Here is a 13,524-nt window from a genome sequence, read left to right as displayed (position 1 = left end):
CGCGGGGCGGCGCGGGTGTGGACGCGGCGCGGGACTGGCAGGGTGGCCGGCGCCCTGACGCCTGACCGCGCCCTCGGGCGCGCCGAGGAGGACCTCGTGGGAACCGTGAGCCTGTGGTGGGACGGCTGGGACACCCTCGCCCGGGTCGTGGTGGTCGGCACGCTCGGCTACGCCTGGATCGTCGGCGTCCTGCGCGTGACCGGCCCGCGCAACATGGCGAAGATGACGCCGTTCGACTTCGTGCTCACGGTGACGCTCGGGTCGGCGTTCGGGCGCGTGCTCACCGCGCAGGACGTGTCGATCACCACCGCGCTGGTGGCGTTCTCGCTGCTGGTGGCCCTGCAGTGGGCGATGGCCGCGGCCCGGCGGCGCTGGTCCGCCTTCGGGCGGCTGGTCAGCACCGGGCCGGTGCTGCTCTTCCACGACGGCGAGGTCGTCGAGGCCAGCATGCGCCGGCACCGCTTCACCGGGTCCGACCTGCACTCCGCGGCCCGGGAGAACGGCTACGGGTCGCTGCAGGACGTGGCGGCCGTCGTGCTGCAGGCCGACGGCACGTTCGCCGTCATCGGCCGCGACGCGCGCGGCGACGGCAGCTCGCTGGCGCCCGTCACCGTCCCGCGGGGCTGAGCACCTCCGCGGGCTCGCCCCGGTGCTGCCAGTGCCCGTCCGGGCCGACGGCGTACTCGGCGGCACGGCCGGGCGTCGCGGCGATCTCGCGCAGCGCGGCGCCGAGGGCCCGCACGTCCTCCAGCGAGGTGCCGCGGCCCGCGCTGGCCCGCACCGCCCCGGGCAGGCGGTGGCGGTCCCCGCGCCGGACGTCGTCGTGGAAGCGCGTGACGTCCGTCTCGGCCAGGCCGAGCAGCCGCGCCACGTACGGGTGGGCGCAGAAGCAGCCGCTGCGCACCCCGACGGCGTGCTCGGCGGCGAGCCGGGCCGCCAGCAGCTCGTGCGGGAGGCCGTCGAGGGTGAAGGCCGCCACCGGCAGCCGGTCGCTGCCCGGACCCGGCCCGTACCGGCGCAGCCCCGGCACCGTCGCGAGCTCCTCGTCCAGCGCGGCCGTCAGGGCGGCGTCGTGGGCGGCGACGGCCTCCCACCCCTCGGCGAGCAGCTCGTCGGCGGCGGCCGCCAGCGCGACCGCGCCCACCACGTTGGGGGAGCCGGCCTCCTCGCGGTCCGGGCCGTCGGCCCACACCACGTCCTCGTGCGAGACGGCGCCGACCGCCCCGCCGCCGACCTGGAAGGGCTCGCCGTCGCGCAGCAGGTCGCGGCGCACGACCAGGGCGCCCGCCCCGAAGGGCGCGTGCAGCTTGTGCCCGGACAGCGCCACCGCGTCCAGCCCGCGCCGGGCCACGTCCACCGGGCGGTGCGGGGCGAGCTGGGCGGCGTCCACGACGAGCAGCACGCCGCGCTCGCGGGCCGCGGCGGCCAGCGCGTCCAGCGGCGGGACCCAGCCGGTGACGTTGGAGGCGCCCGTGACCGCCAGCACCCGCGGCGCGGGCGCGGCGTCGAGCGCGGCCACGACGTCGTCCACGGCGAAGGTGCCGTCGGCGGCGACGTCGACGACGCGCAGCCGGGCGTGCCGCCGCCACGGCAGCAGGTTGGCGTGGTGCTCGACGGCGGTGGTCACCACCACGTCCCCGGCGCCGCCGGGCCCCGCGGGGCGCAGCCCGAGCCGGAACGCCAGCAGGTTCAGCGCCTCCGTCGTGCCGCGCGTCCAGACGGCGACGTGGGTGGCGGGGTCGGCGCCCACCAGCCGCAGGACGCTGTCGCGCGCGGCCTCGTAGCGGGCGCTGGCGACCTGCGACTTCGCGCCGGCGCCCCGGTGGACGCTGGAGTACCAGGGCAGGAACTCCTCGACGGCGCGCGCCACCGCCAGCGACGCGGGGCCGGAGGCCGCCGTGTCGAGGTCGACGTAGCGGCGCGGGCCGCCGTCGGCGACGGGGACGGCGACGTCGGCACCGACCAGACGGGTGAGCGGTGCGCGGCTGCGGGAGGGGGGGAGCGCCACGGGGAGTTCCTCGGCCGCGGCGGGGCCCGGCTTGAGCGCGGTGCGGGCGGGCGTCCGGGTGGCCGGGGCGCGCCGGGGGTCAAGACCGGACGCCGGGACGCCGAGACCGGGGGGGTGAGCGCTTACCGCACCGCCCCCGCGCGCCGCCGCGGTGTGCGGCTCACCCGCCGCGTCTTCTGGGACCTGGCCCTGTGCATGGTCGGTCTCGGCCTCGCCGTCGGGCTGGTCTTCCCGCCGTTCGCCGTGCTGCTCGGGGTGCCCGGCGACGTCGCGGGCCGGGCGCTGTTCCGGGGGGCGTGCCTGGCCGCGGGGTTCCTCGTCGGGGCGCTCAGCTACGCGCTGTGCCGCTGGTTGGTGGGCGGGCGGCTGGCCCAGCTGAGCGTGCACCTGCGCGCGGTCGCCGACGCGGTCGCCGCCGCGGGGCGCAGCGGGGAGTGGTCCCGGGCGACGACCTCGCGCATCGCCGTGGACTCCGACGACGAGCTGGGTGCCACGGCGGCGGCCTTCAACAGCCTGCTGGACGGCCTGGAGGGGGCGGAGCACTTCCGCTCGCTGGTGCGGGGCTCCTCCGACGTCATCGCGGTGGTGGACCGCACCGGGCGGCTGTCCTACGTGACCCCGTCGGTGGAGCAGGTGCTCGGCCACCCGCCGGCCTCGCTGCTGGGGACGCGCCCGGTGGCGCTGCTGCACCCGGAGGACCGGGGGGTGTTCGCGGTGGCGCGGGACCCGCGCCAGCCCGTGCTCGCCCGGGCGCGGCACCGGGACGGGTCGTGGCGCTGGCTGGAGACGGTGACGGGGGACCTGACGGACGACCCGGCCGTGGTCGGGACGGTGCTGACCACGCGCGACGTCAGCGAGCGCCTGGAGCTGGAGGAGCGGCTGCGGCAGCAGGCGTTCCACGACCCCCTCACGGGGCTGCCCAACCGCGCGCTGTTCATGGAGCGGCTGCGCGCGGCGGAGGCGGTGCCCGCGTCGCGGGGCGGGGGCTGCGCGGTGCTGTTCCTGGACCTGGACAACCTCAAGACGGTCAACGACGGCCTCGGTCACGAGGCCGGGGACGCCCTGCTGCGGGAGGTCAGCGACCGGGTGCGCGAGGCGGCCGGCGCGCGGGGGCTGGCGGCGCGGCTGGCCGGTGACGAGTTCGCCGTGCTGCTGACCGGCCCCGGCGCCGCGGAGGAGGCGCGCCGGACGGCCGACCGGGTGCTGGCGGCCCTGCGGGAGCCGGTGCGGCTGGCCGACCGCTGGGTGCCGACGGGGGTGAGCATCGGGCTTGCGACCGCGCAGGAGGCGGCCTCCTGCGGGCTGGGGCTGCTGCGGGCGGCGGACGTGGCGATGTACGCGGCCAAGAGCGCCGGGAAGGGGCGGTGCGAGGTGTTCCGCCCGCGCCACCACCGGGACCACCTGGAGCGGGAGCGGCTGACCGCGGACCTGCACCTGGCCGTCGCGGAGGGGCAGCTGCTGCTGGAGTACCAGCCGGTGGTGGAGCTGCTCACCGGGCGGGTGCGGGGCTTCGAGGCGCTGGTGCGCTGGCGGCACCCGCGCCGCGGTCTGGTGCCGCCGGCGGACTTCGTGCCGCTGGCGGAGGAGTCGGGCCTGATCGTGCCGGTGGGGCGCTGGGTGCTGCGGGAGGCGTGCCGGCAGGCGGGGGCCTGGGAGCGCGAGCACGGCGTGCCGGTGGGCGTGAGCGTCAACGTCTCGGCGCGCCAGTTCCAGCACCCGTCGCTGGTGCGCGACGTGGAGGAGGCGCTGGCGGCGGCGGACGTGCCGGCGGACCGGCTGACGCTGGAGATCACCGAGTCGGTGCTCGTGGCGGACGCGGAGCGGACGTCGGCGACGATGCGCCGGCTGCGGGCGACGGGTGTGCGGGTGGCGCTCGACGACTTCGGGACGGGGTACTCCTCGCTGAGCTACCTGCGGCGCTTCCCGATCGACGTGCTGAAGATCGACAAGTCGTTCATCGACGACGTGGTGGACGACGCGGAGGACCGGGCGGTGACGGCGGCGATCGTCCAGCTGGGCCGGACGCTGGACCTGCTGGTGGTCGCGGAGGGTGTGGAGACGGCGGAGCAGGTGGCGGTGCTGGCGGGGCTGGGCTGCCCGGTGGGGCAGGGCTTCCGCTTCGCGCGCCCGCTGCCGCCGGGGTCGGCGGTGGCCCACCTGCTGGCCGCGGGCGCGGCCGTGCCGGCGTGAGGCGTCCGGGCGCGGTGCGATCTGTCACGGCTGGGTCTCGAGTGACGCAACTGTCTTGACGGTGCGTGAGTGGGCGATGACGCTGTGTTGGTGAGACTCCCGCGACTGCTCCCCGCCGCCGTCGGTGCCGGCGCCCTGTCCCTGCTCGGGACGCTGCTGACCGTCCCCGCCGCGCAGGCCGCCGAGACCCTGCCCGCCCCCGTGTCCGGCTCCTGGACGGTCGAGGGCCGCGGCTACGGCCACGGGTACGGCATGTCGCAGTGGGGGGCGCAGTCGCGCGCCGTCGCCGGGCAGGACCACCGGCGCATCCTCGCCGACTACTACCCCGGCACCACCGTCGGCAGCCGGGCGAACCGCGACGTGCGCGTGCAGCTGTCCCGCTTCGCCGGCCCCGAGGTGTTCCTGGAGACCCGCACGGCCTCCCCGCTGCGCGTGGGCGCCCGCGAGGTGCCGCAGGGGCAGCGGCTGCGCGTGACGTGGGACGCCGGCGCCCTGCGGCTGACGGCCTTCGCCGAGGGCTGGCGCGAGGTGTGGACCGAGCGCTGGACGAGCGTGCCCGTCGTCACCGGCGCGAGCGGCGTGTGGGTCGAGCGGGTCGACGGCTCCGGCAACCGCTACAGCGGCAGCGTCTCCTTCCCGCTGACCAGCACCATCACGCCGATCAACACCCTGCCGCTGGAGGACTACCTGCTGGGCGTCGTGCCCCGCGAGTCGCCCGGCTGGTTCGCCCCCGAGGCCCTGAAGGCGCAGGCCGTCGCGGCCCGCAGCTACGCCCTGTCCACGCTGCGCCCGGCGGGCTCGCCCTTCGACATCTGCGACACCGAGGCCTGCCAGGTCTACCTGGGCGTGCAGTCGCGCACGGCCGCCGGCGCCGTCACCGAGCTGCAGCCGGCCACCACCACGGCCGCCGTGCGCGCCACCGCCGGGGAGATCAGGGAGTTCCAGGGCGCCCCGGCGTTCACCCAGTTCTCCTCCAGCAACGGCGGCTGGTCGGCCACCGGCAGCCGCCCCTACCTGCGCGCCGGGGAGGACCCCTGGAGCTCGCCGGCCGGGAAGGTCCCGCAGGACACGGTCGCCGGCTGGACCGCGCAGCTGCCCGTGGCCACCGTCGCCCGCCAGTGCCCCGCCGGCGGGCAGGTGCGCAGCCTGAGCGTCACCCGCCGCGACGGCCAGGGCCCGTGGGGCGGGCGGATCACCGAGCTGCTGCTGCGCTGCACCAGCGGCGACCGCACCCTGTCCGGCGCCTCCGTCGCCCGCTTCTCCGGCGCGCTGCGCTCCAGCCTGTGGACGTTCGTGCCCGGCGGGCGCGAGCAGGTCGACGCCCGCTGGCGCGGCCTCGGCGGCGACGCCGGCGTCCTGGGCCGCCCGACCTCGCCCGTGTGGGGACTGCCGCAGGTCGAGGGCTCCTACCAGCTGTTCGAGCGCGGGGCGGTCTACTGGTCCCCGCGCACCGGCGCCCACCCCGTGCGCGGGGAGATCCGCAACGCGTGGGGCCGGCTGGGCTGGGAGGACGGCCCCCTCGGCTTCCCGACCAGCGCCGAGGCCCCCCTGCGCGGCGGCGCCGGGCAGACCTTCGCCGGCGGGTCCCTCCTGTGGTCCCCGGCCACCGGCGCCCACGAGGTGCGCGGGGCGATCAGGGACCGCTGGAGCGCCCTCGGCGCCCAGGACGGCTGGCTCGGCTACCCCGTCTCCGACGAGTGGCGGCTGCCCGGCGGGGCGTGGGAGGAGTTCCGGGGCGGCGCCGTGTACTGGTCGCCGGCCACCGGTGCGCACGCCGTGCGCGGGGCGATCCGCGGCGAGTGGGGCCGGCTGGGCTGGGAGAACGGCGGCCTCGGCTACCCGACGTCCAGCGAGTACGACGTCGCCGGCAGCCCGGGCGCCAAGCGCACCGACTTCCAGGGCGGGTCGATCACCTGGACCCCGGCCGGGGGAGCCGTCGTCAGCTACCGCTGAGGTCCCGCGGGGCCGCGCGTCGGGTGACGGCGGGTGCGCGGAGCTGCCATACGCTGGCGCCCCGTGAGCCAGCTCGACCGTCCCGCCGACCGCGTCGAGCCCGGCGGGCCCCCCGACAGCGGTCCCGGCACCCGGCGCGGCGGTGCCCGCCCGGTCCCGGCGCCGGGCCGCGACGCCGTGGTCCGCGGCGGGTTCGCGCGGCTCACGGCGGCCCTGGCCCTGGCCGGGGTGGTCTCGCTGGCCGTCAGCCTCGCCGTGCACGCCGCGGTCCGGCGCACCGGCCTGGCGCAGCTGACGTCCTTCGACGCCGACCCCACCTACGCCGGGACCGCGCTGCTCACCGCGGCCGTGGTCCTCGTCGTGGGCGCCGCCCTGCTCGTGGGGGTGCGCAGCCGCTGGTGGGCCGGGACGGAGGCCGTCGCCGTCGTCGCCGTCTCGGCGCTGTCCACCGCGCTGCTGGCGGTGCCGCTGGCCGGCACCCGCTACTACCTGGGCGGCAACAGCGTCGACCAGCTCTTCCGCACCCAGTTCCTCGGCCGCCTCGCCGACGACTGGCGACTGGCGGACATGAACTACGCCGACCTGCCCTCCTTCTACCCCTCGGGGTGGTTCTGGCTGGCCGGCCGCTACGCCGCGCTGACCGGCACCCCCGCCTGGGAGGCGTTCCAGACCGCCGGGATCGCCACGGCCGCCGTCGTGCCCTGCCTGGCGCTCGTGGCGTGGTCGCGGCTGACCGGCCCGCGCCGCGGCGTCCTCGCCGGGCTGGCCACCGCCGCCGCCGGCGTCTACCCGGCGCAGGCCGGCCCGTTCGTCGACGAGCCGTACTCCTGGTGCCTGGCCGCGTTCGTGCCCGTGGCCGCCGTCGTCGCCTGGCGCGGCTTCGGCGACGTCACCCCCCGCCAGCGGCTGGCCGCCGCGGTCGCCGTCGGCGTCGTCCTCGGCCTGGGCGCCATGACGTACACCCTGTACGCCGGGTTCGCGGCGCTGCTGGTCGCGCTGGCGTGCGCCGTGCGCTCCGCGGCCGCCTGGCGGGTGGGGCAGGGGCCCGCGGCGCTGCGCGGGCGCGTCGCCGCCCTCGTCGTGGCGGCCCTCGTGTCCGCGGTGCTCGCCCTGCTGGTGTGGGCGCCGTACGTCGTGGCCGTCGTCACCGGCGGCGGGGGCCGCGCCGCCGCGCAGCACTTCCTGCCGCTGATCTCCGCGCAGCTGCCCACGCCGATGTTCAACCCGACCCCGTGGGGCGCGCTGCTGCTGCTGGGGTGCCTGTGGCTCGTGTGGTCGGTGCGCCGGCCCGGTCCCGACGCCGACACCGCCCGCCCGCTGCTGGGCGTCGTCGTCCTCGCCTACGCCTGGTACCTGCTGTCCACGGCCGCGCTGGCCGCCCGCACCACCCTGCTGGGCTTCCGGATGGAGGCCGTCCTCGTCGCCACCACCGCCGTCGCCGGGGTGATGGGCGGGGCCGCGCTGTGGCGCTGGCTGCGCGCCGGCGCCCTGCCCGCCCTGGTCGCGCGCCGGCGCGAGGCGCAGGCCCTGCTCGTGCTCGGCGGTGCCGCCGTCCTCGTCGTGCCGCTGCAGAGCACGCCGCAGTCGCTGTCCTCGCCGATCACCACCGCCTACCGCGACTACACGCCGGAGGGCTCCAACGCGCTCGGCGAGAGCGACCCCGAGCTCGAGGACGCCTGGAACGACGAGGTCCTCGCGGCCGTCGACGCGCTCGGCGCCGACGTGGTCGGGGTGAGCCCCGACCAGCTCGTCGTCCTGTCCGCCAAGTACGAGCTGTTCTCCTTCCGGCCCTGGCGCGGGTTCCAGCAGGTCACCCCGCACTACGCCAACCCGCTGGCCGACTACGACGGCCGCCGCGAGCAGGTGCTGGCGTGGGCGGCCTCGACCAGCCCCGCCGAGCTGCTGCAGCGCCTGGACGCCAGCCCGTTCGAGGCGCCCGACGTGTTCGTGCTGCGCACCGGCGAGGACGGCTGGTCGGTCGACCTGGCCCGCGACACCTTCCCCGCCGAGCCCAACGTCGCCTGGGAGCGGGCGGTGTTCGACCCCGCGCTGTTCGACGACCCCGCCTTCGAGGTGCGCGGGGCCGGGCCGTTCGCCGTCGTCGCGCGCCGGTGAGCCCCGCTCGCGCGTCCGGCCGCCCGCACCGGCCGGGCGCCCTCCTCGCGCTGCTCCTGGGCGCGCTGACGTGCCTGCTCTCGCTCGCGGTGCCGCTGGCGCCCGTCGTGGCCAGCACCCCCACCGTCACCTGGCCGCAGGCCGGGCAGCAGGGCACCGCCGAGGCCTCCACGGTCGCGCTGTTCATGCCGTACCGGCCGGTCGACGTCCGCGCGCAGGTGCCGTGTGCGGCGCTGGCCGCGCTGGACGCGCGCACCGCCGCCGGCGAGCGCGCCACGGCCCTGGGCACCGCCCCCGACGGCTCCGCGCGCGGCGAGGAGCGCTCGCTCGCGGTCACCGTGGGCGACGGGGAGCTGCGGGTGCGCTCCTCCGGCGCGCCGCTGGTCACCGTCCCGCTGGCGCAGCTGCCCGCCGGCTGCTCCCTGGAGGTCGTCGCCGACCAGGACGGCACCCGCGTCAGCGCGGGCGGCCCGCTGGCCGACGAGCCGGGCCTGCCCGTGCCCGAGGTGACCGCCTTCACCACCGACGTCGCCGCCGGCGACCTGGCCGGCGGCGCGGGCCCGGCCGTCACCGCCTCGCCCGACGCGCGGTTCGAGACGCGGCCCACCGCGCTGAAGACCGCCGTCGTGCTCGCGCACGTGCTGCTGGCCGCGGCCTCGCTGGTCGTGCTGGCGCTGTTGGCAGGGCCCGCGCCCCGCCGCCGGCGGGCCCCGCCGGCGCACGACGGCGACGACCGGCCTCGCACCACCCCGAGCACCCGGACCCCGGTGCGCGCGCGGCCGCTGCGCGCGGTGTGCGACGCCGCCGTCGGCCTCGTCCTGCTCGTGTGGGCCGGCGCCGGGCCCCTGCACACCGACGACTTCTACTACGTGCTCGAGGGGCGGGCGGCCCCGGCGACCGGCTACGTCGGCAACGTCGTGCGCTACTTCAACGTCCCGGAGATCCCCTTCACGCTGCAGCAGGAGCTGCTCGGCCTCGTCGCGCAGGTCACCGTCCAGCCGTGGGCGGTGCGGCTGCCCGCCGCCCTGTGCGGGATCGGCACCTGGCTGCTGCTGACCCGCGTCGTCCTGCCGCGCGTGGTGCAGGACCCGCCGGGCTGGACGTGGCCGCTGACCGCGCTCGTCCTGCTGGCCTGGTGGCTGCCCTTCGACGTCAGCGCCCGCCCCGAGAGCCTCGTCGTCCTGCTGTCCACCGCCGTCCTGGCCCTCGTGCTGGAGGCCGTCGAGCGCCGGCGCGCCTGGCTGCTGGGCGTGGCGGCCGTCCTGTGCGGGACGGCGGTGGCCGTCACCGCCTCCGGGCTGCTGGCCACCGCCACCGCGCTCGTCCTGGCACCCCGCTGGTGGCCCGTCGTGCGGGAGTCGCGCCTGGGCGCGGCCGCCACGTCCGCGCTGCTGCTGGCCGCCGCCAGCGTCGCCTCGCCCGTCGTCTTCGCCGACGCCACCCTGGCCGCCGCGCTGACCGCGCTGCGCGTGCACGACGAGGTCGGCCCCAACCAGTCGTGGTGGGAGGAGGCCGAGCGGTACTGGTACCTGACCATCGGCCCGGACCCCAACCAGCGGCTGTACTCGCGCCAGGTCGTCGTCCTGCTCACCCTCGTGCTGCTCGTCGGGGTGACCACGGCGCTGCTGCGCGCGCGCCGCGCCCCCGGCCCGCGCACCGCGTGGGTGGTGCCCGTGGCCGTCACCGTCGCCGGGTTCGCCGTCCTGACGATCGCGCCGACGAAGTGGTCGCACCACTTCGGGGCGCTGGCCGGCGCGGCGACCCTGCTGACGGTGACCGCGGCCGTCGTCCTCGTGCGCCGGCGGCCCGCCCGCTGGCCGCTGCTGGCGCTGTGGGCGTTCGTGTGCGCGGCGGCCGGGGTCGCCTTCCACGGGCCCGACGCGCAGGTGGAGTACTCGGCGTACGGCACCGACCCGGCGCTGCCGGAGCGGCTGTCCTCGCCGCTGCTGTGGGCGGGGCTGTCCGCCGCCGCGGGCCTGGCCGTGTGGTGGTGGCGCCGGCGGCGCACCCGCGCGGGGGAGCGCGACGCCTGGTCGGAGGTCGTCGTCGCGGCCGTGGCCGCCGTGCTCGCCGGGTCGCTGGCGCTGCAGGTGTTCAGCGTGGCCGCGGCCACGTACCGCCTGCGCGGCTCGTGGTCGGTGGCCGCGGACGCCGTGGACTCCCTGCGCGGGTCGTCCTGCGGGTTCGCCGACGCCGCCGTCGCGCTGACGGGGCAGGTGGCGCTCGCGCCGGCGGACGTGCCCGGTGCCGCACCCGGGACGACCGCCGCGCCGGCGGACCCGGGCGAGGGCGGGCTGGACCCGCTGCCGGACACCGTGCCCGACGGCGCCGACGCCTGGGCCGCCGGGGAGCCGGGGACCGCGGTCGTCACGCCGTGGCGGGCGCTCGGCGAGCGCGCGGCCGACGAGGCGCTGGCCCTCGCCGTGCACGGCGACCCGCAGGTCACCGTCGAGTTCACCGACGAGGCCGGCCGGTCGCTGCCGGTGCCCGCGGTCGTGCCCGGTGGGGAGGGGTGGCGTCGCGTCGCGTTCGGGCCGGTCGCCGACGCCCCGGCCGGTGCCGTCGCGGTGCGGGTGGTCCTGACGGCCCTGGACGAGGAGGGGGAGCCCGCGGCCGTCACGGACGTCCACCGGCGCACCGCGCAGGTGCTCGCCGACGTGCTGCCGACGGACGAGGGCGTCCTCGTGGACTGGCCGATCGGGCTGCACCTGCCGTGCCAGCAGCCGCCGCGCGTGGCGGGCGGTCTGGTCGAGCCCGTCGGGTGGCTCGTGCGCAGCGCGACGTTCGAGGGCACGCCGATGCTGGCGGTCATCGACGGCGGCGGCTCCTACGCGACGCTGCCGGAGGTGGCGACGCTGACGCCGTACCGCGGGTTCCTGCCCGGCGCCCCGTACCGGGAGTGGGGCGAGCTGGTCGAGGTGACCTACGACCTGCCCACCGGCGGGTACGACGTGGCGCCGGGGGAGCGGACGGTGCCCGGTTGGCGCTGGTGGGAGGGCGCCGGCCCGGGCCCGAGCCCCCAGGAGTTCATCGACCAGCCGGAGCGCTGACCACGAGGCACCACTCCGCCGTGATCACGGATGGGTGGACCCTCGTCCTTCCATGATCACGGCCAGGTGGGGCGGCTGTCGTGAGCGCCTCGCGTGCGCGACCCCCCTCCGTGATCTTGCTGGGATTCCCTGCAAGATCACGGGAAGGGGGGGCAGGGGCAGCGCGGGGTGAGGGTCGGTGCTGCGAGCCGCCGTACCGCCGCTGTGATCGTGGACGGGTGAGCCTCCACCCTTCCGCGATCACAGAGGGGAGGGCTGGGGTCGTCGGCCCGGGGACGACGAACCCCGCCGTGATCTCGCTGGGACTCCCTGCAAGACCACGGCGGGGTCGGGGTGGTGCGGGGTGGGTCAGCGGTAGGTGACCTTCGCGCCGGCGCCGGGGGTCCAGGTGATGGAGCCGCCCTGGAAGGTGGTGCGCTTGGCCCCGCCGGACAGCGTCACCTCGTCGGAGGTCGGGTAGCCCAGCCGCCCGGCCTCCCAGCCCTGCGCCGCCCACGCGCCGCGGATAGCACCGCGGACGGTGTGCGTGCCGGTGGCGGGGGAGAAGTACACCGACCCGCCCTGGAAGTGGGTGAACGCGCCCCCGGGCAGGACGACCTCGTCGGTGACGGGGTAGCCCAGCCAGCCGTTCTCCCAGCCGGTGGAGGCCCACTTGTCGCGGATGAGCCCGCGCACCACGTGCGCGTCCGTGGCCGGCGACCAGTAGATCGACCCGCCCTGGAAGTGGTTGAACGCCCCGCCGCGGATCGCGGTCTCGTCGTTCACGGGGAACCCGAGGGCGGAGTTCTCCCAGCCCCACGCGGCCCAGCGGTCGCGGATGCGGCCGGTGACGACGTGCGCGCCGGTGACGGCCGAGGTGTACACCGAGCCGCCCTGGAAGTGCTGGTAGAAACCGGGCTTGGTCGGCGTGGGCAGGACGGCCGACGTGGGGGCGCCCAGCGACCCGCGGGCCCCGCCCAGCGCGCTCCACTTCAGCGTGATGTCCGAGGACGTGGTCGCGGCGGCGCCCTCCACGCGCAGGCGCTTGTCGGGGTCCTGCACGAGCTTGACGATCGACATGCGCCGCGGGTGCGGGACCGGCCCGCCGACGTTCTCGCCGAGGCGGAACGTGGCGTAGGCCATGCGCAGCTCGCCCTGCTTGTCGACGAAGCCGGAGGAGCCGCCGGGGCCCTGCGCGCTGCCGGCCGAGGCGACGAGCGGGGTGCGCTGCACGCGGTGGCAGGGGGCGACCGGGCCGGCCGGGCACACGGCGTACCCGGAGGCGTAGTTGCTGTGGCCCTGGTCGTCGAGCGGGTCGGACAGGTTGCCGGAGTAGAACAGGTAGGTGGTGCCGCGGAACGTCACCATCGACGGGTTCTCGATGGTGTCGCCCTCCCACAGCGACCCGCGCTCGGTCTCCAGCAGCGTGACGACGGGCGCGCCGGGCTTCGGGAACCCGTTGTCGGCCAGTTCCGTCGCCTTGATCGAGGACGGGTGGGAGGCGACCTTGCCGGAGGACTTCCACAGCAGGTAGTTCTTGCCGGTGGCCGGGTCGCGGTACGGCTGCGGGTCGATGGAACCGCCCGGGTCGCGGTTCGGGTCCTCGCACTGGATCGGCCGGTCACCGCTGATGTCGCGGAACGGCCCCGACGGGGACGGCCCGGAGGCGACGGTCAGGCAGAACCGGGTGGGGGACACCCGCACGGGCGAGTACGCGAACCACGTGGCGCCGATGTTGAAGACGCCGGGCGCCCAGTAGTCGCGGTCGATCCACGGGCCCTGCTGGTGGTGCAGGCCCCAGGAGGCGCGGCGCACGAGGGCGTCGTTGGTGTCGTACCTGCCCCAGTCGCCCAGCGCCGTGTTGGCGCGGATCTCGGCGGGGATCTTCTGGTCGTTCGCCACCGAGTACCCGCCGCGCCCGGGCGGGCCGTCGTTCGAGTAGCGGTCGCGGACGGTCCAGGTCTTCAGGTCCCCGCTCGTCAGGACGGGCAGGACGCGCCCGCCGACGGGCGAGGCGTAGGCGTGGTAGGTGTCCCCGACGAGGACGACGGTCGGGTCGCCGAAGTCGCCGGTCCAGGTGGCGCCGGGCTGGAACCAGGTGGGTTCGGCCGCCTCGGCGGCGGGGGCGGGCGCGACCGTGCAGGCGGTCAGCGCGGCGGCGACGGCGGCGACGGCACCGGTCGCGAGGCGGCGCAGGCGGGACGGGCGCAACGGGTCCTCCGGTGTGTC

At 77.3% G+C, this 13,524-nt stretch carries 7 protein-coding genes; 5 read left to right on the top strand and 2 right to left on the bottom strand.

Features of this window, described 5'->3' with window-relative positions:
- Positions 1–96: 96 nt before the first annotated feature.
- Positions 97–627, top strand: a complete 531-nt coding sequence (locus ACRYMY_RS06190) for a DUF421 domain-containing protein (RefSeq protein WP_432546389.1) — start codon at positions 97–99, stop codon at positions 625–627.
- Here ACRYMY_RS06190 and ACRYMY_RS06185 read toward each other — a convergent pair.
- A complete protein-coding gene (locus ACRYMY_RS06185; protein WP_432546388.1) occupies positions 608–2,008 on the bottom strand; it encodes an aminotransferase class V-fold PLP-dependent enzyme in 1,401 nt (466 codons plus the stop codon). The genes ACRYMY_RS06190 and ACRYMY_RS06185 overlap by 20 nt on opposite strands.
- 114 nt (positions 2,009–2,122) lie before the next feature.
- Between ACRYMY_RS06185 and ACRYMY_RS06180 the strand changes: the two genes are divergently transcribed.
- The 4 genes from ACRYMY_RS06180 to ACRYMY_RS06165 all read left to right on the top strand — a co-directional run bounded on the left by ACRYMY_RS06180 (position 2,123) and on the right by ACRYMY_RS06165 (position 11,316).
- A complete protein-coding gene (locus ACRYMY_RS06180; RefSeq protein ID WP_432546387.1) occupies positions 2,123–4,198 on the top strand; it encodes a putative bifunctional diguanylate cyclase/phosphodiesterase in 2,076 nt (691 codons plus the stop codon).
- Between the two features lie 90 nt (positions 4,199–4,288).
- Positions 4,289–6,151, top strand: coding sequence for a SpoIID/LytB domain-containing protein (locus ACRYMY_RS06175; protein ID WP_432546386.1), 1,863 nt, complete (start codon positions 4,289–4,291; stop codon positions 6,149–6,151).
- 63 nt (positions 6,152–6,214) lie between these two features.
- Positions 6,215–8,266 (top strand): arabinofuranosyltransferase, encoded by a 2,052-nt coding sequence (locus tag ACRYMY_RS06170; protein WP_432546385.1) that lies wholly within the window; start codon positions 6,215–6,217, stop codon positions 8,264–8,266.
- Positions 8,263–11,316, top strand: coding sequence for an arabinosyltransferase domain-containing protein (locus tag ACRYMY_RS06165; RefSeq protein WP_432546384.1), 3,054 nt, complete (start codon positions 8,263–8,265; stop codon positions 11,314–11,316). The genes ACRYMY_RS06170 and ACRYMY_RS06165 overlap by 4 nt, the downstream gene beginning before the upstream one ends.
- A gap of 348 nt (positions 11,317–11,664) precedes the next feature.
- Here ACRYMY_RS06165 and ACRYMY_RS06160 read toward each other — a convergent pair whose 3' ends face one another.
- A complete protein-coding gene (locus tag ACRYMY_RS06160) occupies positions 11,665–13,506 on the bottom strand; it encodes a hypothetical protein (protein WP_432546383.1) in 1,842 nt (613 codons plus the stop codon).
- Positions 13,507–13,524: the final 18 nt, after the last annotated feature.

Source organism: Kineococcus haloalkalitolerans (assembly GCF_050871905.1).
Taxonomy (GTDB): Bacteria; Actinomycetota; Actinomycetes; order Actinomycetales; family Kineococcaceae; genus Kineococcus.
The sequence above is the reverse complement of the archived record's forward strand: the minus strand, read 5'-3'. Positions and strand labels throughout refer to the sequence as shown.